This window comes from Bradyrhizobium sp. (assembly GCF_035273305.1).
Classification (GTDB): Bacteria; Pseudomonadota; Alphaproteobacteria; order Rhizobiales; family Xanthobacteraceae; genus Bradyrhizobium.
In genome coordinates this window covers 1-22,423 of the sequence record NZ_DATEPI010000134.1, presented here as the reverse complement: position 1 = coordinate 22,423, position 22,423 = coordinate 1, and the positions used below count along the sequence as shown (strand labels likewise).

Below are 22,423 nucleotides of genomic sequence, written 5' to 3'. Positions count from 1 at the left end.
GTGCGGCCCGTCATCGCGATGCGCTGCGCTTCGGCGCGCTCGATCTGCTCGACGCTCAGCTTCAGTCCTTCCTCGATGTTCCAGATCACTTCGGGCTTGAGCAGATCGCGCTTGCTGCGCAATAGCGCTGCCTTGCTGATCGCAAAATCAAACGCGCGCAGCACATGGAAGCATTCATGCGCCTCCCGCAGGTCCGGATGTGCCTCCTCCACGATCGCGCCGGCTTCGGCGAAACGGGCGGCGGCCTTGCGGGTGATCGCGGCGACTTCGGCGTCAACCGGAGTGATCCCGAGATCAGGCGAATAAGCAATGCGCTTCGGTCCGCTTGCCGATCGCATCGCGGCGCGGAATGAAACCGGTAGTACCGGCAGCGACAACGGATCGGCTGGATGCTCGCCGGTCATGGCATCGAGCAGCAACGCAAGGTCCTCGACATTGCGCGCCATCGGCCCTTGGACGCCGAGATTGCGATCGATCTTGGCAACGGGAGTATGCGCCACCCGCCCAATACTCGGGCGCATGCCGACGATGCCGCAGAAGCTCGCCGGGTTGCGAAGCGAGCCGCCCATGTCAGAGCCGTGCGCCAGCCAGGCCATTCCCGTTGCGAGCGCCACGGCCGCGCCGCCCGACGACCCCGCCGCGGAGCGGGACGTGTCCCAGGGATTGCGAGTCGCGCCGAACACCTCGTTGAAAGTGTTCGCGCCGGCGCCGAATTCGGGCGTATTCGATTTGGCGTAGATCACCGCCCCATTGCCTTCGAGATGCTCGACCAGAACATCGGAACGCGCGGGGATTCTGTTTTTGTAGATCGGCGAGCCCTGGGTGGTCAGCACGCCCTCGACATCGGTCAGGTCCTTGATCGGGACCGGCATTCCCGCGAGCAGGCCGCGATCGCCGGCGGGCTTCTGCATCAATGCCTTGGCGTGGGTCCGGGCTCGATCGAAGCACAGCGTCGGCAAAGCGTTGACCTTATCGTCGACCTCCGCGATCCGCCGTTCCAGCATATCAAGCAGATCGAGCGGCGTGACTTCACCTGAATTGAGCTTATCGACGACCGCGCATGCACTCGCTTGTATCAACGCTTGATCGGATGCCAATTTTGCTACCCTATAGGTTTTGTTTGACGTCAGCAGACGTGTAATGCTGTAGAGCATTTTTCGGCAAAGTGGAAACCGGCGACAACGCACGGCAGGGGGAAAATTGGGAATGACGACGCCGTTCGACGCGCCGGATTGGCGGAAGATGAGCCAGGAAGAACGCGATCTCGGGCTCAACAACGGCGTTGCCGTGACTGGGAGCGCGGACATCGTCGCCGGCTGGGAGCGGCGTTCAACAGAAATCCGTGGAAAGCATTCCGATCATCTCGACCTGCGCTACGGGCCGCGCGAACGCAATCGCATCGATTTTCTAAAGGCGCGCGACAAGGGCCCGACGCTTTTGTTCATCCATGGCGGCTATTGGCAAGCCCGTGCAAAGGAAGTTTTCACGCTGTTTGCGGAAGGCCCGATGGCGCACGGCATCAATGTCGCGCTGATCGGCTACACGCTGGCGCCGGATGCTGCTCTCGACGAGATCGTTGCGGAAATTCATCGAGGCGTCGATTTTCTCACCGAACAATTGCCCGCGCTCGGCGGCGACGACAAGGGCATCGTGCTGTCGGGATGGTCCGCCGGCGGTCATCTCACTGCCATGGCGCTGGCGCATCCCGGTGTCCGTGCCGGCATGGCCATCAGCGGGATCTACGATCTCGAGCCTATCCGGCACAGCTATCTCAACGTCAAGCTGGGACTCGACGAGACGATGTCGCGCCGCAATTCACCTGTCATGCAATCCGGCGGCGCGATGAAACCGTTGTCGCTTGTGGTCGGCAGTGCGGAACTTCCGTTGTTACGCCGACAGACTGCGGAGTTCGCGGGTCACCGCGCCAAGTTCGGATTGCCGGTGACTTACGAGGAGGTTCCAAACGCCAATCATTTCACGATCATGAACGAGCTGGCGTCACCGGGCGGCCGCATCACCACGCTTATCCGGCAATTGTTCCAGCGGACGGAGACCAGCTAACTCCAGCCGGCGCTGATGCCGCCGTCGACCGTATAGATCACGCCGGAAGTATAGCCGGAGCGATCGGAGGCGAGGAACGCGATCAGGTCGCCGATTTCCCGGGCATGGGCCGGCCGTCCAAGTGGAAGGCTCTTCTGAAATTCCTTGTAGCGGTTCTCGTCTCCGAACTGATGCTTGGCGCGGGTCTTGAGCAGCGTGACATGTCGATCGGTGCCGACCGGTCCCGGATTGATGCCGACCACGCGAATGTTATCGGCGAGACTCTTACCGCCGAGCGCGCGGGTAAAGGCCATCAGCGCGGCGTTGCCGGCGCTGCCGCAGATGTAATTGGCGTCGAACTTTTCGCCGGCGGCGCCAATATCGTTGACGATTACCCCATGCCCGCGCGCTTTCATCTGCGCGTAAATGGCGCGCGTCAGATTGATATAGCCAAACACCTTGAGTTCCCACGCATGGCGCCATGTGGCCTCATCGATCTTGTCGATCGAGCCGCCGGGAATATCGCCGGCGTTGTTGACGAGAATATCGACGTCGGATGCATCTTTCACAAGCTTCATGATATCTTCGGGCTTCCGCAGATCGACAACGTGGGTGGCGGCATCGATTTGATGCGCCGATCGCAGGCGCTCTGACAGCGCCTTCAATTGATCGCCGCTGCGGGCCGCAAGCCTGAGATGAGCACCTTCTTCGGCAAAAGCCTCGGCAGCCGCCGCGCCGATGCCTTTCGATGCGCCGGTGATCAGGACGCGCTTGCCGCGCAAATGAAGATCCATGGGATTACTCGCTTGTTGTGGAATGTCTGGCGGTAAATTTGCGAGCTGGACTGTTAGGCGGTTGCCCGTGGGCCGGTCAACATTGCACTGCACCGTTGCACCGCGATCGGGTTTGGTTCATTGCATCTAATCAATTTCAGGGTCCGTCGGCCGGCGAAGCACAAGGAAACTCTCGATGAGCAATCAAAAAAAGCAGTACCGAATTGCGGTCATTCCCGGTGACGGCATCGGCAAGGAAGTGGCGCCGGAAGGCCTGCGGGTGCTGGAGCAGGCTGCAAAAAAGCACGGCGTCAGCGTGCATTTCGATCACTTCGATTTTGCCTCGTGGGATTACTACGAAAAGCACGGCGAGATGATGCCGGAGGATTGGAAAGGAAAGATCGGCAAGCACGATGCGATCTATTTCGGCGCGGTCGGTTGGCCGGCTAAAATCCCCGATCACGTTTCATTGTGGGGATCGCTGATCAAGTTCCGCCGCGAGTTCGATCAGTACGTCAATCTTCGCCCGGTTAGGCTGATGCCGGGCGTGCCATCGCCGCTCGCCAACCGCAAGCCGGGCGATATCGATTTCTGGGTGGTGCGGGAAAATACCGAAGGCGAATATTCATCGGTCGGCGGGCGAATGTTTCCCGATACCGATCGCGAATTCGTGACCCAGCAGACGGTGATGAGCCGCATCGGGGTCGATCGTATTCTGAAGTTCGCGTTTGATCTGGCGCAATCACGGGCGAAGAAGCACCTGACCTCGGCGACCAAATCAAATGGCATTTCAATCACCATGCCCTATTGGGACGAGCGCGTCGAAGCGATGGCGAAGAAATATCCCGGGGTGAAGTGGGACAAGTACCATATCGACATTCTTACCGCGAATTTCGTGCTGCATCCCGACTGGTTCGATGTGGTTGTCGGCTCCAACCTGTTCGGGGATATTTTGTCCGATCTCGGTCCAGCCTGCACCGGCACCATCGGCATCGCGCCGTCGGGCAACATCAACCCGGAACGTCATTTCCCTTCGGTGTTCGAGCCGGTACACGGCTCGGCGCCTGACATCGCGGGAGAGGGCATCGCCAACCCGATCGGCATGATCTGGTCGGGCGCAATGATGCTGGAGCATCTCGGCGAAAAAGCTGCGGCAGCCTCGATCGTGGGCGCGATCGAGCGGACCCTGGGCGAACGCACGCTGCGCACGCGCGATCTCGGCGGCAATGCCGATACCCAGACCTGCGGTAAAGCTGTCGCCGAGATGGTGGACTAGGAGTTCGATCCCGCAAGCAGGAGGGGTAGCGATCTTCACGCTTAGCCGCTCGCAATCCTGCGGCAGTGCTCCCAGGCCGCTCCGATCAGATTTTCGCTCGCCTCAGGCGTGCGGAATGCCGAATGCGCCGATAACGTCACGTTCGGAAGTCTGATGAGGGGATGGTCGAGCGGCAGCGGTTCGACGTTAAAGACGTCGAGCCCGGCGTGACGGATTTGGTTGGACTTAAGGGCCTCGATCATCGCGGCTTCATCGACCAGCGCGCCCCGCGCGGTGTTGACAAGGATAACGCCTGGTTTCATCGCCGTGATGCGTTCGTTCGAGAGAAACCCGCGGGTCTCATCATTCAGCAGCAAATGCAGCGACACTACATCGCTTTCGGCGAGCAGCTTGTCCAAGCTGACGAAGCTGACCGCACCAAAACTCTTCGGTGTCCGGTTCCAGGCAAGCACGCGCATGCCGCTGCCCAGCGCGATGCGCGCGACTTCCGCGGCGATACCACCGAACCCGATCAGGCCCAACGTCTTGCCAGTCAACTGCATGCCGTCTTCGCGCAGCCAGTTGCCGGCGCGCATCTCGCGGTCCATCCGGGCGATGCCGCGGGCGGCTGCCCACATCAGCGCGATCGCGGATTCGGCCACGGCAGTATCGCCATAGCCTCGGATCAAGTGGACGGCGATGCCAAGCTCGGCGAGTTCGTCCGGATTCATGTAGCTGCGCGCGCCGGTGCCCAGGAACACCACGTGCTTGAGGCCAGCGCATTTGCGCGCGATGTCTGTCGGCAGCGCGGTGTGATCTACAATCGCGATCTGCGCGCCGGCTAGTACGCCGGGTAGCTGGTCCGGCGTGACGTCCGGATCGCGATGAATGCGAACCTCGGGATCGCGCGGTTTTGCCAGTCGTTCGAAGATCACCGCCAATGCTTCGTTGGCATCGACAAAGACACCGCGCAATGAGCTCTCCATGATCAGGAGGCCACGCCAGCGAGCGCCAGCACGGTATGCATCAACGTGTTGGCGCCGGCGGTACAATCGGCCTGTGTCGCATCTTCCAGTTCGTTGTGGCTGACGCCGTCCTTGCACGGAACGAAGATCATCGCCGACGGCACCACATTGGCGAGATTGCAGGCGTCGTGGCCGGCGCCGGAGGTGATGCGACGGTGTGTATAGCCGAGCGACTTGGTGGCATTCTCGACCGCCTCGACCAGCTTGGGATTGAAGATCGTTGGCGGCTTCCGCCAGATTGCCTCGAAGCTGATCTCGACCCGGCGCCGCGAAGCGATTTCGGCCATCGCTGCGCGCAAATCCTTGTCAATGGCCTCGAGCGTTTCCGAAGCCGGGCTGCGGATATCGGCCGTGAAGGCGACCTCTCCTGGGATCACGTTGCGGGAAGGCGCTGCAATCACGGCTTCGCCGATGGTCCCGACCGCATTCGGGCTGTGCGCTCGGGCGATCCGTTCAATCGCCAGCACCACTTCGGACAACGCCGCCAGCGCGTCTCGTCGCAGCGGCATCGGGGTCGTGCCGGCATGACTTTCGAAGCCGATAATTTTGCCGTCATACCAGGTAATACCCTGGCCGCGATCTACCACGCCGATGATCTTGTTCTCGGCTTCAAGCAATGGTCCCTGCTCGATATGCAACTCGACGAATGCGCCAAACTTGCGCGCGCCGACCGGCTCGACGCCTCGATAACCGATACTGTCGAGTGCCTCGCCAACGCTGACGCCGGCAGCATCGGTACGAGCCAGGATGTTCTCGGTGGTGTAATCGCCGGCATAGGCTGCGGATGCCATCGTCGCCGGTGCGAACCGTGAACCTTCCTCGTTGGTCCAGTTCACAATGCAGATGGGCGTTTCCGTCTCGATCCCGGCGTCGTTGAGCGTGCGGACCACTTCCAGTGCCGCCAAGGTCCCGAGTACGCCATCGAACTTGCCCCCGGTCGGCTGCGTGTCCAGATGCGACCCCAGACCCACCGGCGGCTTGGACATGTCGCGCCCCTTGCGCAGCCCAAACATCGACCCCAAGGCGTCGACATGGACCTCGAGACCGGCGGCCTCGCATGCATGTCGGAACCAATCGCGCACCTGCTTATCCTCGGCCCCCAGCGTCAGCCGCCGCACGCCGCCTTTTGGGGTCGCGCCGAATTTCGCGGTCTCGTGAATGGTATCCCACAGACGCGCGGAATCGATCTGCAGATTGGAGGCGATTTTTGTCATTGATCCTGCCGGAAAAAACGCTGAGGTGCATAAGGTCGGGCTGCATGGTAGAACTATGGGGCATGGCCTGTCGAGGCGCGGAGCCTGATCATGATCGTCAGCTTGGCGAAGAAAGAACACGAAGACCGAGAAGCCGAGATGCTGCCGAGCTTGCAGGCGCGATTGGCGTGCCGGGCCGGGATGGCTACCACGACGGCCGGCATCGCGAATGGTTTCGTCCAGGGCAACCTCGCGATCTTGCCTGAAAAGCTCGCAGCTTCGTTTCACAGATTTTGCCAGCTCAACCCGAAGCCGTGCCCTGTGATCGGCATGTCGGACGTCGGAAACCCCCGCATTCCATCACTCGGACTCGATCTGGACATCCGCACCGACCTGCCACGGTATCGCGTCTGGCGTGAGGGCGAGGTGGCGGAAGAACCGATCGATATCCGGGAGCATTGGCGCGATGATCTCGTTGCTTTTGTGCTGGGCTGCTCGTTTTCATTTGAAGAGGCGCTGATGGCGGACGACCTGCCGATCCGTCATATCGAGCGCAACGTGCGTGTGCCGATGTACCGCACCAACATCTCGTGTGTGCCGTCAGGACCGTTCGCCGGTCCGATGGTGGTCTCGATGCGGCCGTTCAAGCCCGCCGACGCCATCCGCGCGGTGCAGATCACCTCGCGCTTTCCGGCGGTGCATGGCGCGCCAGTTCATCTCGGGCATCCGCATTCGATCGGAATCGCGGATATCGCAAAACCTGACTACGGCGACGCGGTGCCGGTGGAAGCCGACGAGATACCCGTGTTCTGGGCCTGTGGGGTCACACCGCAAGCGGTGATCGCGGCGGCGAAGCCGCCATTTGCCATCACCCACGCGCCGGGCTTCATGCTGGTAACGGATCTGAAAAACAAGCAGCTCGCGGTACTTTAGATTGATGGATTTATGGTCGCTCGCGAGATAGAAACTATTCGTGCCTGTGCTCCGGTAAGTCCAGCCGGAACGTCTTTGATAAATCCGCGATCTGGTTTGGTGTCAAATAGCGCGGGTTCAGGCCGCGCAGCAGCAAATAAAGCTTTGCTGTTTCTTCCAGCTCCTCCATCGCGAACACAGCCGCCTCGAGTGACTCGCCCGCGACCACCGGGCCGTGATTGGCGAGCAGCACCGAGGAGTATTTTCCGGCCAGGCCCTTGATGGCGTCGGCCACTGCCGGATCGCCTGGCCTGTAGTAAGGGACGAGCGCCGTTGATCCGCATTTCATCAGATAATACGCCGTCATCGGCGGCAACGCCGCGCGCGGATCGATCTCCGGAAGCATCGAAAGCGCTACCGAATGCGTGGAATGCAGATGCACCACCGCCCGCGCAGTGTGACGCGTCTGGTAAAGCGCGGTATGTAGCGGCACTTCCTTGGTCGGCGGATCGCCGGCGGCAAGCCGGCCGTGGTTATCGAGCCGCGACAATCGAGCGGGGTCCAACGTACCCAACGACGCATTGGTCGGCGTCACCAGCCAGCCGCCGTCTTCAAGCCTGATGCTGATGTTGCCGGAGGAGCCCGGTGTCAGGCCGCGCTCAAAGAGAGAGCGGCCGAGCCGGCAGATATCCTCGCGGGCCTTTGTTTCGCTCATGGCAGCTTCCTCTTTGCCGCCTTGTCTCATGCTTTGGCAGCAGGGCCAAGCCGTGATACCCAATGGCTAAAGCCGTTATCCGAATTTCGGCTGTGAGGAACGTCGAGGAATTTCCACATGCCTGAAACCGCGGTGCGAAAACCACCTGTCGCCGTCATAGGCTTGGGGTCGATGGGTTTCGGCATGGCGACTTCGCTGCGCCGCGCGGGCTTTGAGGTGACCGGCTGCGATGTATCGGCGGATGCGGTCACCCGGTTCGTAGCTGAGGGCGGCAAGGGCGCGAGCACGCCAGCGGAAGGGGCAAAGCAAGCCGGGATTGTCGTCAGCGTAGTGGTCAATGCTGCTCAGACGGAGACGATACTGTTCGGCAAAAACGGCGTAGCGGAGACGATGGCAAAGGACGCGGTGTTCATTTCGTCCGCAACTATGGATCCCGATGTCGCTCGGCGGTTGGCAAAGCAACTGGAAGCGAGTGGGCGGCATTACCTCGACGCGCCGATCAGCGGGGGCGCCCAGCGGGCGGCACAGGGAGAGCTGACTATTTTGGCATCGGGCAGTCCGGCTGCTTTCGACAAGGCCAGGCCCGCGCTCGATGCGATGGCCGCAAAGCTCTACGAACTCGGCGACGCCGCAGGCGAGGGCGCCGCATTCAAGATGATCAACCAGTTGCTTGCCGGCGTGCACATCGCCGCAGCCTCGGAAGCGATGGCCTTCGCAGCCAAGCAAGGCCTTGACATCCGCAAGGTCTATGAGGTGATCACGGCCTCAGCCGGCAATTCATGGATGTTCGAAAATCGCATGCCGCACGTGCTGGATGGTGACTACGCGCCGCGAAGCGCGGTGGAAATTTTCGTCAAGGACCTCGGCATCATCCAGGACATGGCTCGCACTGCAAGATTTCCGGTGCCGGTAGCCGCGGCGGCGCTGCAGATGTTCCTGATGACAGCCGCCTCCGGTATGGGCCGCGATGACGATGCTTCAGTGGCGCGGATGTATGCGCGCGTTACCGGCACGCATCTGCCGGGCGAGCCGAAATAATCGAAGAACAAGAGGAAAGTGGATGCCGCGCTTCGCCGCCAATCTCACCATGATGTTCAACGAGGTGCCGTTTCTCGACCGTTTCGAGGCAGCTGCAAAGGCCGGGTTCACGGCAGTGGAATTCCTGTTTCCCTATGACCATCCGCCGGAGGTCGTGGGCGAACGGTTGCACGGTTATGGCTTGGAGCAGGCGCTGTTCAATCTGCCTCCCGGCAATTGGGAAGCGGGCGAAAAAGGATTTGCTGCGTTGCCAGATCGCTTTTCCGATCTGCAGGAAAGCTTGCGCACCGCGTTGCCTTACGTGCAGGCGACCGGCGTCAAGCGCGTGCATCTGATGGCGGGCATTGCCGGTCGCAACGACCCCAAGGCGGTAACAGCGTTTCTTAAGTCGCTGGCATGGACCACCGAATTCTTCGCGCCGCACGGCCTTGATGTCGTGATCGAGCCTATCAATCCGCGCAATGTGCCCGGTTACTTCCTCAATGATTTCGCGTTCGCGCGCGATCTGATCGCCGAATTGAAAATTCCCAATTTGAAACTTCAGTTCGATATCTATCACTGCCAGATCATTCACGGCGACGTCACCATGCGGCTTCGCGAGATGATGCCGATCATTGGTCATATCCAGATCGCCAGCATTCCCTCGCGCAACGAGCCGGATGGCGAGGAATTGAATTATCCGTTCCTGTTCGGAGAGTTGGACCGGCTCGGCTATAGCGGTTTTGTCGGTTGCGAATATAACCCGCGCGGCAAGACCAGCGATGGCCTCGGCTGGTTCAGATCCTATGCCGGAGTAAAACCGTGACGCTGGCGCTGGGTTGCATCGCCGACGATTATACCGGGGCGTCGGATCTCGCGAATACCCTGACCCGCTGCGGCCTGCGCACCGTTCAGGCCATCGGTGTGCCCTCGGACGATCTTGCGCTGCCCAAGGTCGACGCCGTGGTGGTTTCGCTGAAAAGCCGCTCGATCGAGGCTGGTCTTGCCGTCTCGCGTTCGCGCGCGGCGGAAAAATGGCTGCGCGGACACGGGGCGCGCCATGTCCTGTTCAAGATCTGCTCGACCTTCGACTCAACCGAGGCCGGAAACATTGGCCCGGTGATGGATGCGTTGCGCGCCGATTCCGGCGATGCGACCGTGCTGGTGACGCCCGCATTTCCGGAGACCGGCCGTACGGTCTATCAGGGTAATTTGTTCGTTGGCGCGGTGCCGCTCAATGAGAGCCCGCTGCGGGATCATCCGCTGAACCCGATGCATGATTCCAATCTGGTGCGGGTGCTGGCACGGCAGAGCAAGTCCAAAATCGGGCTCGTCGATCTCGCTGACGTGGCACGCGGTGCCGATGCCGTTCGCGCGCGATTGGCACATCTGTCGAAAAATGGCTTCGGCGCGGCGATAGCTGATGCGGTATTCGAACGCGACCTGGAAACCCTCGGCACTGTGGCGCTCGAGAACCGTGTTTCCGTTGGAGCATCCGGGCTTGGGCTTGGTCTTGCCCGTGCATTGGTGGCTTCCGGCGCGGCGAAACCGAATCCGCCGAGCGCGACTTCCGGTGCGCCTCTCGGCGGGCCCGCGGCATGTCTTGCCGGCAGTTGTTCGCAGGCCACCTTGCAACAGATCGCAAGCGCGGAAGCGAGGATGGCTGTGCTGCATCTCGACCCCAACCAGGTGGTGGCGGGAAAAGATGAAGCCGGGCGGGCGCTGGCCTGGGCCAAGGACCGGCTGAAGCAGGGCCCCATCCTGATCGCCAGCAGTTCGACTCCCGAGCAGGTCAGCGCCTTGCAGGCCCGACATGGCCGCGATACGGCCGGGCATGCGATCGAGCAGGCGATGGCGGATATAGCCGAGGGCTTGGTTCAGTTCGGGGTACGACGGCTGGTGGTCGCCGGCGGCGAAACGTCCGGCGCCGTGGTGGATCGCCTGGAGATTCCGGGATTCCTGGTCGGCGCTGAAATTGCCGCCGGAGTGCCGGTGTTGGCTGCCGTTGGCGCCAGACAAGGCCCGATGTTGCTCGCCCTTAAGTCCGGCAACTTCGGCGGACCGGAATTCTTTTCCGACGCGCTCAAGCTGATGCGCTGACCGCCCCCTGCAAAGCGGCCGCTGGAGGGAACCCTAAGCCTGTTGCGGCGTCCAGGCTGCGCTTCCGGCTGATTGGTAACCGGTCCGGTTTCGGAGGCCCCAGAGCCTGCCAATGGAACTTTTTTGGTCGTTCCGCATGGAATCATGCTGGTGTCCTGGAGGCGGATCATGAGCAAGCGCGTGCCATCATCTCCCGGCGATCGGGATCTAAATGCCAAAGCCATGGAAGCCCTTGCGAAAGCCCGAAAAATGCGCCCGGGACCTGAGCGAATCGAAGCGCTGAAGAACGCGGAAAAACTCCGGCAGGCGGCAAATACATACAATTATCTCTTTTCCAGTGAACTGAAGCGGCCGGATTGATGGGAACTTGCTGAGCAAGTTTGCCGGCCACCACAGCGGCGCCCATCGAAGTGCAATTCAATTCGAAATTTCGGAAACCAGCCGACGCCGCATTGGTTAGGGCAGTGCTAGCTGGTGAATCTGATGCGCATGCCTGCTCTCGCGACCGAGTTGCTCGCGCCATGATTGAAGGGACCGGGAGCAAAGGCATGAAACTGGCAACTCTGGCATTCTTGGCCTTTGTCGCAGCGCTTGCCCTTCTGATCCTCTTTATCGCGGACCGTGAAAAGGAAGCGGGCGTGGAGAGGCTCTCCAATTACAAAATTCCTCCTCAGGCGGTGCTGGAAAGAAATCCCGACGTCAATCTGGTGAGCACGCCGAACCGATGACCGGCCTTTTTCACCATGGAAAAGAGGCGATGTAGGTGCTCGAGGGGGCCACACGGGTCGACTGGTAGCCCGTGAACATCTGCCCAGCGATAAACATTCCGGCTGCGAACGTTAAAACCAGCATCGCGCTCGCCAGCTGAGAGTGTTCGCTCATTCCGCTACGCCCGGTTTAATCACCTATAAACACGAAAACGTTAGCCGCAGCAGTAAGTTCCCGCGGACGTATCCAAGATGGAACCATCCAAAATGGAACCATTATGGCGGAAAGGAGTCTTACTACGGAGATGCGCCCTAGGGCCTAACTGGCCCTTGAGAGCCAAGGAGGAGGACAAGCAATGTTCAGGAAAGCAATGATCGGCGCGTTCGCTGTTGCACTCGCGGCGGCTGCGCCAAACGTCGCATCGGCGCGTGCCGGTGGAGGCCATTTCCACGGCGGCTTCCATGGCGGCGGTTTTCACCACCACGGCGGGTTCCCCGGAGCAGGTATCGCAGCAGGCGCGATCGGGTTAGGGCTCGGCTTGGCAGCCGCACCCTTTGCTTACGGTCCGTATTACGGAAGCTATGGCTATTACGGCGGCGGATGCTATCTCGTCCCGCGACGAGTGTGGACACCGTATGGCTGGCGGGTGCGCCGCGTTGACGTTTGCGACTAAGCGGCATTCGGCAGTAAGGGACAGAGCCGCCACCGGTCAAAGGTGGCGGCTTTTTTTGATGCGTTGAGCGGGACCGCGGTGTGCAGCTTCGTGCTTTCGTGTTCATCACTTCGACGCGGATTCACGAGGCTCAGGGCTCGGCGGTCTCGTGTTCGCGCCGGCGTGCTTGCTGATGTTCGACCGAGAGCGAGCGATAATGGGCGGCCATCTCTCTGTAATGCCGGCGGGATACCGGATCGACGGCTTGTTCAGCCCGTTCATCGAACATCCGGGCGCGCTCAATCAGATCTTTGGCGTTGGGCATTGGACACCTCGGTTCTGAAATCGCGATCTATGATGTGATATGGGGGCTTCGGGTTTGGCGCAGCAGGTCGACCCTTCTTCAAATAGGTGTGTGAAGCTCGTTCCAGCTGCCGGCTTGCTGCAAAGTGAACGCTCAACCGCTTGGCAGGCGTTGGCTATTTGCCGCGCTTCGGGTAAATCAGCGCCACCGATTGGTCGGGCGCGTCGATCTCCGCGTGTGCTCGATAGAGGAACTGCCGCGGTATGATCGCACTGGTCCGCATAGCGCTGAGCCGGCCGTATACCTTCGTGGTGCTGGCTCTGCTTCTGCTGATCATTGGACCGCTCGCCGCGCTGCGCACGCCGACCGACATTTTCCCGGACATTCGCATCCCCGTGATCGGCGTGGTTTGGCAGTATACCGGGCTGCCGCCGGACCAGATGGCCGGGCGCATTGTCACCCCGTTCCAGCGCGCGCTGACCACGACCGTGAATGACATCGAGCACATCGTCGCCAACTCCTACAACGGCGTTGGTATCATCAAGATATTTTTTCAGCCGAACGTGGATATCCGCACCGCCAATGCCCAGGTGACCGCGATTTCGCAAACCATGATCAAGCAGTTGCCCCCGGGCGCGACCCCTCCGCTGATCCTGAACTACAGTGCATCGACGGTTCCGATCATCCAGGTCGCGTTATCAGGCGAGGGCCTGACCGAGCAAAACCTGGCCGATATCGGCATCAATCAGTTGCGAACGCCATTGGTCACCGTACCGGGCGCGGCGATCCCGTATCCATTCGGCGGCAAGCAGCGCCAGATACAAATCGATCTTGATCCATCGGCGCTGCAGGCGCGTGGCCTGTCCGGACAGGATGTCGCAAATGCGCTCGCCGCGCAAAATCTGATCACGCCGGCTGGGACCACCAAGATCGGCGGCTTCGAGTATGTCATCCAGCTCAACAACTCGCCTCTAAGAATGGAAGACCTCGGCAACCTGCCGATCAAGGCCGTGAATGGCGCGATGGTCTATGTTCGCGATGTCGCCAGCGTGCGTGACGGCAATCCCCCGCAAACCAACATCGTTCACGTCGACGGCAACCGCTCAGTCCTGATGATGGTGCTGAAAGCCGGTTCGATCTCGACGCTCGATATCATCGCCGGAATCAAGCAGAAAGTCATCGACGTGAAGGACTCGTTGCCAGAGGCGCTCAAGATTGGGTTCATTGGCGACCAGTCGTTGTTTGTCCGCGGCGCCATCAGCGGCGTCGCCTACGAGGGGATCATCGCGGCCTTGCTGACCAGCGTGATGATTCTGCTGTTCCTGGGAAGCTGGCGTTCAACCATCATTATTGCGGTCTCGATTCCGCTGTCCGTGCTCGGCGCGATCGTGATGCTGTCGGCGATCGGCGAGACTCTCAACATCATGACCCTGGGCGGTCTCGCGCTGGCCGTTGGTATCCTCGTCGATGACGCCACCGTCACGATCGAGAACATCAATTGGCATCTCGAGCACGGCAAGCCCGTCGAAACGTCGGTCCTGGACGGCGCCAACCAGATCGCGACGCCGGCATTCGTTTCGCTGCTGTGCATTTGCATCGTGTTCGTGCCGATGTTTTTTCTTGATGGCGTCGCGCGCTTCCTGTTCGTGCCGATGGCGGAAGCTGTGATGTTCGCGATGGCGTGGTCATTCATCCTGTCGCGGACACTGGTGCCGACGATGGCGAAATATCTGCTGCGGGAGCATGTGCTTCATGGAGCCAGCGACCCGCCACGATCACGCAATCCACTGGTGCGGTTTCAGCGCGGATTCGAAGCGCGGTTCGAGCGCATTCGCGGAAGGTACCGTGAGTTGCTGTCGATGGCGATGCGGCGCCGGCCGATTTTCGTGATCGGGTTCTTGGGCGTGGTTGCAGCTTCATTCCTGCTGGTGCCGTTTCTCGGCCGGAATTTCTTTCCGTCCGTCGATTCCGGATCGATTCTGATGCATGTTCGTACCCAGATTGGCACCCGGGTCGAGGAAAGCGCCAACCAATTCGCGGATGTGCAGAAGGCGATCCGCAAGATCATTCCGCCGGCGGAAATTGATACACTCGCTGACAATATCGGCATGCCGATCATCGGCATTAACATGACCTACAACAACACCGGGGTGATCGGGTCGCAGGACGGCGACATCCAGATCAAGCTGAAAGAAGGTCATCGGCCGACTAACGAATATGTGCAGATGCTGAGAGAGCAGCTTCCGCGCGCGTTTCCGGGAATGACGTTTGCATTCTTGCCCGCCGATATCGTCAGCCAGATCCTGAATTTCGGCGCGCCCGCGCCGATCGACGTTCAGATCCGCGGCGCGGATGTGAATGCGAATTTCGCCTACGCCAGTAAACTGCTAGCTCGGATTCGACGGATCCCGGGCGTCGCCGATCCGCGGATCCAGCAGTCACCCAACAACCCAAGCTTCGATATCGATGTAGATCGTACCCGCGCCCAATATGTCGGCTTGACCGAACGCGACGTTACCAACAGCCTCGTCGTCAATCTGGCCGGCAGCGGGCAGGTCGCGCCGACCTACTATCTCAATCCGGCGAACGGGGTGTCCTATTCGATCGTGATGCAGACGCCGCAGTACAAGATCGATTCCTTGAGCGCGCTGCAGACCCTTCCGATCACGGCTGCCGCTACCGGCGTCCCGCCGATCCTGGGTGGCATCGCCGATATCAAGCGCTCGACCTCAAGCGCGGTAGTTTCGCAGTACGATATCCAACCGATGGTGCAGATTTATGCGACCCCGCAGGGACGCGATCTCGGCGCGGTAGCCGCCGAGGTCAAAGAGGCGATTGCCGCGACCTCGAAAGAGCTGCCGAAGGGCTCATCGGTGGTTCTGCTGGGTCAGGTGCAGACCATGAACAGTGCGTTTTCCGGGCTGCTGTTCGGGTTGCTGGCCGCGATCGTGCTGATCTACTTTTTGATCGTGGTGAATTTCCAGTCGTGGTCCGATCCGTTTGTGATCATCACCGCTCTGCCGGCGGCGCTGGCCGGGATCGTGTGGATTCTCTTCACGACGCAAACCACGCTATCTGTTCCGGCGCTGACCGGCGCCATCATGTGCATGGGCGTCGCCACCGCCAACAGCGTGCTGGTGATCAGCTTCGCCCGGGAACGCTATGAAGTGCTGGGGGATCCCGTTGCCGCCGCGATCGAGGCGGGGTTCGTGCGCTTCCGTCCGGTACTGATGACCGCGCTCGCGATGATCATCGGCATGACGCCAATGGCGTTGGCGCTCGGGGAGGGCGGCGAGCAGAACGCCCCGCTCGGACGTGCGGTCATCGGAGGGCTGATCTTCGCAACCGTGGCTACCCTGATGTTCGTTCCCGTGGTTTTTAGTATGGTGCACAAGAAGCAAGCCGCCAAATCCGCCGCCCCGGAGATCTCACATGCCCACTGAACAAAACTCGCCGGTTTCTCGCCGGCAGTTGGGCACCTTCGGGATTGTGGCCGGGCTGGTGGCGGTGGTTGCGGTCGTGACCGGGATTCGGGCGCGCGAGGATTCCAGCGCCAAGCTGCGCGAGTGGACCGACAACCAGGCGATCGCGACCGTCGCTGTGGTGTCGCCCGACGCCAAGGTTCTCAACGCGACCATCGACCTGCCGGGCCGCCTGGAGGCGTATTACCGTGCGCCGATTTTTGCCCGGGTCAGCGGCTACCTGAAAAGCTGGAGCGCCGATATCGGCGCGAAGGTCAAGGCCGGTCAGGTCATCGCGGAGATCGAAGCGCCCGATCTCGACCAGCAGCTGTTGCAGGCACGCGCCGATCTCGCCAGCCAGGAGGCGAGCGCGAAACTCTCTGAAGCTACGCTGAACCGCCGCAAATCGCTGATCGCTTCGAATTTCGTTTCGATGCAGGAAATCGACGAGCGCTCCGCCGATCTTTCGAACAAGAAGGCGGCGGTCAAATCGGGCCAGGCGAATGTTGAGAGGCTGGAGGCGCTGGCGGGTTACAAGAACATCACGGCGCCGTTCGATGGCGTGGTCACCGCCCGCGACACTGATGTCGGCGCCCTCATCAATGCGGGTGGCGGGAGTGGCCCCGCAATGTTCGTGATCTCCGACATCAGCAAGCTCCGGGTCTACGTCAACGTTCCCCAGAGCTACGTGCCCGCCATCAAGATCGGCGCCAAGGCCGTCATCTCGCTGCCGGAATATCCGAACCGGACTTTTGACGCCACGATCGAGGCATCTTCTCAGTCCGTCGATGTCGGCTCGGGCACGACCAGGATGCAGCTTGCACTCGACAATCCCAATGGCGAGCTGATGCCAGGCGGCTATGCCAATGTGCGCATGAGCCTGCAGCGCGATAGCGTGCCACTGCACATTCCCGCCAGCGCCCTGATCTTCAACCAGAGCGGCTTGCGGGTCGCCACGGTTGGTCCCGATGACAAGGTGCTGTTCAAGACCGTGACGATCGCCCGCGATCTCGGCCGCGATATCGAACTGGGATCGGGAATTTCGGCTGATGATCGCGTTATTGTCGCGCCGCCTGATGGGCTTGCGGACGGCGATCAGGTCCGCGTCGCGGGCTCCAAGGCGAAGCCGGCGACCGTCTCGGAGAAGCAGGATGTGAAGGGCTAGGCGGTTTAGGTCTCGCGCCTTGACCTAGCCTGCCCGCCATTCCAGGACGCCGTCATCAGCTGTTACGATATCGCCTGTCGATCCAACCGGCGTCCGGTCCATATTCAACAAATGCGCCAGGGTCCGGCGATCGCCGGCGGGCACCCGCGCCAACGCGCGGGCATTCGCCGAGGTGCGCAACATTACGACGCCGTGCTCGGCCTGATTGTCGCGGCCATAAAGCACCGTAAAGCTTTCGACCGAACCCTTTCCGTCGGCATCGGTCACAAACTCTGGCACTGCGCCGCGGTGCCGGTCCGCTTCGGCCTGCACGCTGGTGTCCTGTGCCAGCGGCGCCCTCGGCACGTTCCGCGACAGCACCAGCGCGTGATGCTTCGTGACAAACCCGCCTTGGCCATACAGCAGGCCGAGGTTGGCGCCATCGCGCAGCTTGCGGACCATCGCGCAAGCCGCATGGGTCATATAGGTGTTGAGCGGCGCGCCGAAGAACGTCAGCCCACCGGTGACCGTCGGCTGCACGTCGGGGCCTAATCCCAGGGTTCGCCGCGCCATTTTCGGCACGCAGGGAAAACAGCTGTAAAGCTCGATCGCGTCGAATGCCTTGCCGTCGCCGCCGACGAGATCCATCACCGCTCCGAGCACAGCATTCTGCGGATGGCTTTGGAAGAATTGGTCGCGGATCAAATAGTCGCGCTGCTCTTCGGCCGATGCTCCACCCCAGACGTAAATCAGCCGATCTTCGGAAATTCCCGCAGCCCGAGCCTTGGCAAGGCTGGTCACCAGGAGAGCCGCGCCCATGTTGACCATCGGGTTCGCGACCATCAACTTGGTGTAGGGCCATGCGATCAAACGATTGTCCGAAGTGGGGTTGGTGATTTCGTCCGACGTGAAGCGCCGCTTGAGCCACGCATTGGGATTTTGCGCCGCGACATTGGAATAGCTCGCCCACAACTGGCCCGATTCCGCCATTGCCTCACGCGGGGTCTGGCCCCAATGCGCCGAGGTTGCCGCTTCGTAAAACGGATAAACCGTCACTGGCCGGAACACGCCGAGCTTGACGGCTATCGGCTTCTGGAACGCGGCGCCGCGTTTCGGCTCCGGTACGTCATGCGCGAACGGCGTCCATGGCAGTTCGACGCCGGCGCGTTCGGCCTTCGTAGCCGTGGATTGCGCTTCGGCGCCGCACACCGCGGCTACGCTGCATTCACCGCGGGCAATGCGTTGAGCCGCCTCGTGCAGATAGCGAATCGGGCTCTCGCCGCCGACCGGACCGTAATAAGCGTGTTTCGGCTTGATCCCGAGCCGCTCCGAAAGCCGAATTTCCGGATCGCGGTAACGCCAGCTCAGGAAATTGACGATGTCCAGGGACTGAATCTCTCCGAGTAACTTGGCGCCGCTGTCTTGCTCGGCGCGCTGTAGCGCCTGTTGCAGCAAGTCGAGCGGCTCGAGCCCCGATTTCAAGTCCGCCGGCCGATCGGTAATTTCACCGGCGCCGACGATGACGGGGATGCGATCGGCAGGGGCAGGGGAGTTCGAGTTTGTCATCTACTTTGTTTGCTTCCGATTATTCGGTGATGATCTTGTCATTGCGAGCGAAGGCGAAGCAACCCACGAAGCCACAGAGCATGAACTGCTTCGTCGCTGACGCTCCTCGCAATGAGGTAAATTCTACTCGGCCACCAGCGTATTCATGTGCTCCACGGCCTCGATAAATTCTTCCTTGAATTCCTGCACCACGGCGCCTGCGGATTTCACGCTGTCGATCAGGCCCACGCCCTGTCCGACGAAGTAGCTGACAAGATCGCGCGCTTGGGCGTTCCCGGCCGCGGCGGCGCGATCGATGGAGTTGAAAGCGTCGCGGCTGATAATGCTTTGCAGCGGCATCGGCAGCGCGCCGGGACTGTCCGGCCCGCGATCCCATGCGTCGGTCCAGACGGAACGCAATTGTCGCGCCGGCTTGCCGGTACGGCCCTTGGAGCGCACTGCGTCGCGCGAGGAGGCTGCGATCATTTTCTCACGGAAGATTTCGGTGGTTTCGGATTCGACGGTTGCCAACCAAACCGAGCCGGTCCAGGCGCCGGCCGCGCCCATTGCCATGCACGCCGCCATCTGCCGGCCGGTCATGATGCCGCCCGCTGCCAGCACCGGCACCTCACGGATCGGTTTGATCGCCTTGATCACCTCCGGCACCAGCACCATGGTTGAGACCTCGCCGCAATGGCCGCCCGCCTCGGTGCCTTGGACCACCAGGATGTCGACGCCGGCCGCGACCTGGCGCAGCGCGTGCTCCTTGGCGCCGACTAATGCGGCCACAGGCACACCGTGCTGCTTGCCCATGTCGATCATCGCTTTGGGCGGCACTCCAAGCGCATTGGCAATCAGGCGGATCGGATGGCGGAACGAGGCGTCGAGAACCTCGAGCGCGCATTGGCCATCGAATGGCTGCGGCTGGTTGTCCGCGACGTTCGTGATCGCCAGTTCAATTCCGTATTTCTTCAGGAGGTTGCGGGTGAATGCGCGATGCTCGTTCGAAATTCGCGCCGCCAGGCTTTTCCAGGTGACGTCCTTCTCGCCCGCTGTCGAAATGTTTTCCGGAATCAGCACGTCGAGGCCGTAGGGCTTCCCATCGACGTGATCGTCGATCCATTTCAATTCCTGCTCGATCGATTCCGGCGTATGCGATGTGGCGCCGAGCACGCCGAAACCTCCGGCGCGGCTGACCGCCGCCACCACATCACGGCAGTGGCTGAAAGCCAGCAGCGGAAATTCAATTCCCAGCATTTGGCAGATCGGCGATTTCATTGCTTGTTCGCTCCCGGGGAAATTCTAGATGACGCTAGCCCAACAGGACGTGCCGTGCCAAGCGCGGTAACCCATCACGACCTGCGTTCCACGGCCCAGAATATCATGGGGCCTATTTGTCTCTTGCGCTTTCAATGCAGGAATAGAATGCTGCCCCCAAACACCGCAACAATCCCGTTGGAGCGCGAATAGATGTCGGCCTTGCAAACCAGTTCCATTAAAAGCCAGGCCGCGCCCGCCACGACTTACGATGTCATTGTGGTCGGCGCCGGTTTTGCAGGGATGTACATGCTGCACAGGTTGCGCGGGCTCGGATTTTCGGTCCGGGTTTTCGAGCAGGGCGGCGACGTCGGCGGCACCTGGTACTGGAATCGTTACCCCGGGGCGCGCTGCGACGTCGAGAGCATGCAGTACTCCTATTCGTTTTCCGATGAGCTACAGCAGGAATGGGACTGGAGCGAGCGCTACGCGCCCCAGCCTGAAATTCTCAAATACGCCAACCACGTCGCCGACCGTTTCAAGCTCCGCAGCGATATTCAACTCAATACGCGCGTTGACCGGGCGGAGTTTGACGAAAGGGCCCACTGCTGGGATGTCACCACAGCCGATGGGGCGCGGGTGCGCGCGACATACGTGGTGCTCGCCACCGGCTGCCTCTCGAATGCCCGGATGCCCGACATCAAGGGACTATCGGAATTCAAGGGCAAGGTTTATCACACCGGCCATTGGCCACATGAGGCGGTGGATTTCACTGGCCTGCGCGTCGGCGTGATCGGCACCGGCTCGTCGGCTATTCAATCTGTGCCGGTGATCGCCGAACAGGCCAGCCAGCTCACGGTGTTTCAGCGCACCCCGAATTTCAGCATCCCGGCCCGCAACGCGGCGCTGACCCCGGAGGAACGCCAAGCATTTCGCGCCAAATACCCGGAGATCAGGCGCTTCGCGCGGGAAGAGGCGCGCAACGGTATCTTTACGGATATGCCTGATCGCGGCGCGCTTGATGATGGCGATAACGAACGGCGTTCGAAATACGAAGCGCGCTGGGCTCGCGGCGGGCTGACCTTCATGTCGGTGTACAACAATCTCGCCATCGACAAAGCCGCCAATGACACCGCCGCCGATTTTGTCCGCGAGAAGATTGCCGAAATTGTCAAAGACCCCGAAACGGCGAGGCTGCTGCAACCTAACAACCATCCGATTGGATCGAAGCGCATTTGCGTCGATACCGATTATTTCGCGACCTTCAACAGGCCCAACGTGAAACTGGTCGATATCAGGTCCAATCCAATCGAACAGATCTCGACGAATGCAGTGCGCGCCGGCGGAAAAGACTACGAGGTCGATGCACTGGTGTTGGCCACCGGCTTCGATGCCATGACCGGTTCGGTCGCCAAGATCGACATTCGAGGTCGTAGTGGGTTGACGCTCAACCAGAAATGGGCCGAAGGTCCCAAAACCTATCTCGGCCTGATGAGCGCCGGTTTTCCCAATCTGTTCATCATCACCGGACCCGGCAGTCCGTCGGTGCTATCCAACATGATCGTCTCGATCGAGCAGCATGTGGACTGGATCGCCGACTGCCTCGCTTACATGCGCGACAGCAGCCTTGCCACGATGGAAGCGCGGAAGGAAGCCGAAGACAAATGGGTGGCCCACGTTAACGAGGTCGCGCACGCCACGCTCTATCCACAGGCCAATTCCTGGTACATGGGCGCCAATATTCCCGGCAAGCCGCAGATCTTCATGCCCTATATCGGCGGGGTCGGCGTTTATCGGCAAATCTGCAACGAGGTCGCGGCAAAGGGATATGAGGGCTTTGCGATGGAAGCGACTGAGGAGAGACAGAAAGCGGCGGTGTCATAGCTGCACCGTTGCCGCTTTAAGCTCTCGAAAGCGCGGCTTGATTCAGGCACGCTTTAGTGATTTGCCCGACAGGCGGTTCGGCGGATCACCTGTCCAGCCCCGTTTGCAAAAACATTTCCGTTCTCGCTTGACCCAAATCACTTCATAAGGGCCGCCGTCTCGTCCCATCAAAGGGGCGCTCGCGATCGTCACGGACGCGGGACGGGATGCGATGGACGCTGATGTGCCGCTGACGAACGGCATGTGATGCGGACGGCGAAGTCGTGTGGTTCTGACGCCTCGACGCTGGCGTTCAAGTTGGCGGGAAGTGTCCCGCCGATGACGGTGACAACAAAGCCCGATCACCGGGAAGAGCACGAAGGAAACCGTTAAAACCATTGCGTGCGGGAATGCCGGGTGAATCCGGTGAACCTCGCGTTGACTACGCTCGTGTGGTTC

At 61.0% G+C, this 22,423-nt stretch carries 20 protein-coding genes; 12 read left to right on the top strand and 8 right to left on the bottom strand.

Annotation, left to right across the window (positions count from 1 at the left end):
• Positions 1-1,097: amidase (locus VJV58_RS09215; RefSeq protein ID WP_324137034.1), on the bottom strand; the 1,097-nt coding region annotated here is incomplete at its 3' end.
• Between the two features lie 109 nt (positions 1,098-1,206).
• Here VJV58_RS09215 and VJV58_RS09210 point away from each other — a divergent pair.
• Positions 1,207-2,061: an alpha/beta hydrolase gene (locus tag VJV58_RS09210; protein ID WP_324137033.1), complete on the top strand. Its 855-nt coding sequence runs from the start codon at positions 1,207-1,209 to the stop codon at positions 2,059-2,061.
• Here the strand turns inward: VJV58_RS09210 and VJV58_RS09205 are convergent.
• Positions 2,058-2,834 (bottom strand): SDR family oxidoreductase, encoded by a 777-nt coding sequence (locus tag VJV58_RS09205; RefSeq protein ID WP_324137032.1) that lies wholly within the window; start codon positions 2,832-2,834, stop codon positions 2,058-2,060. The genes VJV58_RS09210 and VJV58_RS09205 overlap by 4 nt on opposite strands.
• Positions 2,835-3,009: 175 nt before the next feature.
• Between VJV58_RS09205 and VJV58_RS09200 the strand changes: the two genes are divergently transcribed.
• The gene (locus VJV58_RS09200; RefSeq protein ID WP_324137031.1) at positions 3,010-4,089 is read left to right on the top strand and encodes a tartrate dehydrogenase; all 1,080 of its coding nucleotides are present in this window, start codon (positions 3,010-3,012) and stop codon (positions 4,087-4,089) included.
• 41 nt (positions 4,090-4,130) lie between these two features.
• Here the strand turns inward: VJV58_RS09200 and VJV58_RS09195 are convergent, their stop codons facing one another.
• Positions 4,131-5,042 carry an NAD(P)-dependent oxidoreductase gene (locus tag VJV58_RS09195; protein WP_324137030.1) on the bottom strand — a complete coding sequence of 304 codons (912 nt, stop codon included), beginning with the start codon at positions 5,040-5,042 and terminating at the stop codon, positions 4,131-4,133.
• Positions 5,043-5,056: 14 nt separating this feature from the next.
• Positions 5,057-6,307, bottom strand: a complete 1,251-nt coding sequence (locus VJV58_RS09190) for a Zn-dependent hydrolase (RefSeq protein ID WP_324137029.1) — start codon at positions 6,305-6,307, stop codon at positions 5,057-5,059.
• Between the two features lie 90 nt (positions 6,308-6,397).
• Between VJV58_RS09190 and VJV58_RS09185 the strand changes: the two genes are divergently transcribed.
• Complete coding sequence (locus tag VJV58_RS09185; RefSeq protein WP_324137028.1) at positions 6,398-7,219, top strand: putative hydro-lyase; 822 nt, start codon at positions 6,398-6,400, stop codon at positions 7,217-7,219.
• Between the two features lie 34 nt (positions 7,220-7,253).
• On the opposite strand, the gene VJV58_RS09180 is transcribed toward VJV58_RS09185, so the two are convergent.
• Positions 7,254-7,913: an aldolase gene (locus VJV58_RS09180; RefSeq protein WP_324137027.1), complete on the bottom strand. Its 660-nt coding sequence runs from the start codon at positions 7,911-7,913 to the stop codon at positions 7,254-7,256.
• A gap of 117 nt (positions 7,914-8,030) precedes the next feature.
• Between VJV58_RS09180 and ltnD the strand changes: the two genes are divergently transcribed.
• From ltnD to VJV58_RS09150, 6 genes are all read left to right on the top strand, one after another.
• Positions 8,031-8,951, top strand: coding sequence for an L-threonate dehydrogenase (gene ltnD / locus VJV58_RS09175; RefSeq protein ID WP_324137026.1), 921 nt, complete (start codon positions 8,031-8,033; stop codon positions 8,949-8,951).
• Between the two features lie 22 nt (positions 8,952-8,973).
• The gene (otnI, locus tag VJV58_RS09170) at positions 8,974-9,756 is read left to right on the top strand and encodes a 2-oxo-tetronate isomerase (RefSeq protein WP_324137025.1); all 783 of its coding nucleotides are present in this window, start codon (positions 8,974-8,976) and stop codon (positions 9,754-9,756) included.
• Complete coding sequence (gene otnK / locus VJV58_RS09165) at positions 9,753-11,030, top strand: 3-oxo-tetronate kinase (protein ID WP_324137024.1); 1,278 nt, start codon at positions 9,753-9,755, stop codon at positions 11,028-11,030. The genes otnI and otnK overlap by 4 nt, the downstream gene beginning before the upstream one ends.
• 168 nt (positions 11,031-11,198) lie before the next feature.
• The gene (locus VJV58_RS09160; RefSeq protein ID WP_324137023.1) at positions 11,199-11,390 is read left to right on the top strand and encodes a hypothetical protein; all 192 of its coding nucleotides are present in this window, start codon (positions 11,199-11,201) and stop codon (positions 11,388-11,390) included.
• A 188-nt stretch (positions 11,391-11,578) separates the two neighbouring features.
• A complete protein-coding gene (locus VJV58_RS09155; RefSeq protein ID WP_324137022.1) occupies positions 11,579-11,758 on the top strand; it encodes a hypothetical protein in 180 nt (59 codons plus the stop codon).
• A 335-nt stretch (positions 11,759-12,093) separates the two neighbouring features.
• Positions 12,094-12,411 (top strand): hypothetical protein, encoded by a 318-nt coding sequence (locus VJV58_RS09150; RefSeq protein ID WP_324137021.1) that lies wholly within the window; start codon positions 12,094-12,096, stop codon positions 12,409-12,411.
• Positions 12,412-12,541: 130 nt separating this feature from the next.
• Here VJV58_RS09150 and VJV58_RS09145 read toward each other — a convergent pair whose 3' ends face one another.
• A complete protein-coding gene (locus VJV58_RS09145; RefSeq protein ID WP_324137020.1) occupies positions 12,542-12,715 on the bottom strand; it encodes a hypothetical protein in 174 nt (57 codons plus the stop codon).
• Positions 12,716-12,957: 242 nt separating this feature from the next.
• Between VJV58_RS09145 and VJV58_RS09140 the strand changes: the two genes are divergently transcribed.
• Entirely contained in the window at positions 12,958-16,137 is a 3,180-nt protein-coding gene (locus tag VJV58_RS09140) for an efflux RND transporter permease subunit (protein WP_324137019.1), read from the top strand.
• A complete protein-coding gene (locus tag VJV58_RS09135) occupies positions 16,127-17,320 on the top strand; it encodes an efflux RND transporter periplasmic adaptor subunit (RefSeq protein ID WP_324137018.1) in 1,194 nt (397 codons plus the stop codon). The genes VJV58_RS09140 and VJV58_RS09135 overlap by 11 nt, the downstream gene beginning before the upstream one ends.
• A 24-nt stretch (positions 17,321-17,344) precedes the next feature.
• Here VJV58_RS09135 and VJV58_RS09130 read toward each other — a convergent pair whose 3' ends face one another.
• Both VJV58_RS09130 and VJV58_RS09125 read right to left on the bottom strand, forming a co-directional pair.
• Complete coding sequence (locus VJV58_RS09130; protein WP_324137017.1) at positions 17,345-18,865, bottom strand: acetyl-CoA acetyltransferase; 1,521 nt, start codon at positions 18,863-18,865, stop codon at positions 17,345-17,347.
• A 123-nt stretch (positions 18,866-18,988) separates the two neighbouring features.
• Entirely contained in the window at positions 18,989-20,122 is a 1,134-nt protein-coding gene (locus VJV58_RS09125; RefSeq protein WP_324137016.1) for a nitronate monooxygenase, read from the bottom strand.
• A gap of 192 nt (positions 20,123-20,314) precedes the next feature.
• Between VJV58_RS09125 and VJV58_RS09120 the strand changes: the two genes are divergently transcribed.
• Positions 20,315-21,985, top strand: a complete 1,671-nt coding sequence (locus VJV58_RS09120; protein ID WP_324137015.1) for an NAD(P)/FAD-dependent oxidoreductase — start codon at positions 20,315-20,317, stop codon at positions 21,983-21,985.
• The last annotated feature ends 438 nt before the right edge of the window (positions 21,986-22,423 follow it).

Coding starts and splice junctions, on each gene's coding strand:
- VJV58_RS09210 (WP_324137033.1), top strand. CDS start 1,207: ATGACGACGCCGTTCGACGCGCCGGATTGGCGGAAGATGAGCCAGGAA.
- VJV58_RS09205 (WP_324137032.1), bottom strand. CDS start 2,834: ATGGATCTTCATTTGCGCGGCAAGCGCGTCCTGATCACCGGCGCATCG.
- VJV58_RS09200 (WP_324137031.1), top strand. CDS start 3,010: ATGAGCAATCAAAAAAAGCAGTACCGAATTGCGGTCATTCCCGGTGAC.
- VJV58_RS09190 (WP_324137029.1), bottom strand. CDS start 6,307: ATGACAAAAATCGCCTCCAATCTGCAGATCGATTCCGCGCGTCTGTGG.
- VJV58_RS09185 (WP_324137028.1), top strand. CDS start 6,398: ATGATCGTCAGCTTGGCGAAGAAAGAACACGAAGACCGAGAAGCCGAG.
- VJV58_RS09180 (WP_324137027.1), bottom strand. CDS start 7,913: ATGAGCGAAACAAAGGCCCGCGAGGATATCTGCCGGCTCGGCCGCTCT.
- ltnD (WP_324137026.1), top strand. CDS start 8,031: ATGCCTGAAACCGCGGTGCGAAAACCACCTGTCGCCGTCATAGGCTTG.
- otnI (WP_324137025.1), top strand. CDS start 8,974: ATGCCGCGCTTCGCCGCCAATCTCACCATGATGTTCAACGAGGTGCCG.
- VJV58_RS09160 (WP_324137023.1), top strand. CDS start 11,199: ATGAGCAAGCGCGTGCCATCATCTCCCGGCGATCGGGATCTAAATGCC.
- VJV58_RS09155 (WP_324137022.1), top strand. CDS start 11,579: ATGAAACTGGCAACTCTGGCATTCTTGGCCTTTGTCGCAGCGCTTGCC.
- VJV58_RS09150 (WP_324137021.1), top strand. CDS start 12,094: ATGTTCAGGAAAGCAATGATCGGCGCGTTCGCTGTTGCACTCGCGGCG.
- VJV58_RS09145 (WP_324137020.1), bottom strand. CDS start 12,715: ATGCCCAACGCCAAAGATCTGATTGAGCGCGCCCGGATGTTCGATGAA.
- VJV58_RS09140 (WP_324137019.1), top strand. CDS start 12,958: ATGATCGCACTGGTCCGCATAGCGCTGAGCCGGCCGTATACCTTCGTG.
- VJV58_RS09135 (WP_324137018.1), top strand. CDS start 16,127: ATGCCCACTGAACAAAACTCGCCGGTTTCTCGCCGGCAGTTGGGCACC.
- VJV58_RS09130 (WP_324137017.1), bottom strand. CDS start 18,865: ATGACAAACTCGAACTCCCCTGCCCCTGCCGATCGCATCCCCGTCATC.
- VJV58_RS09125 (WP_324137016.1), bottom strand. CDS start 20,122: ATGAAATCGCCGATCTGCCAAATGCTGGGAATTGAATTTCCGCTGCTG.
- VJV58_RS09120 (WP_324137015.1), top strand. CDS start 20,315: ATGTCGGCCTTGCAAACCAGTTCCATTAAAAGCCAGGCCGCGCCCGCC.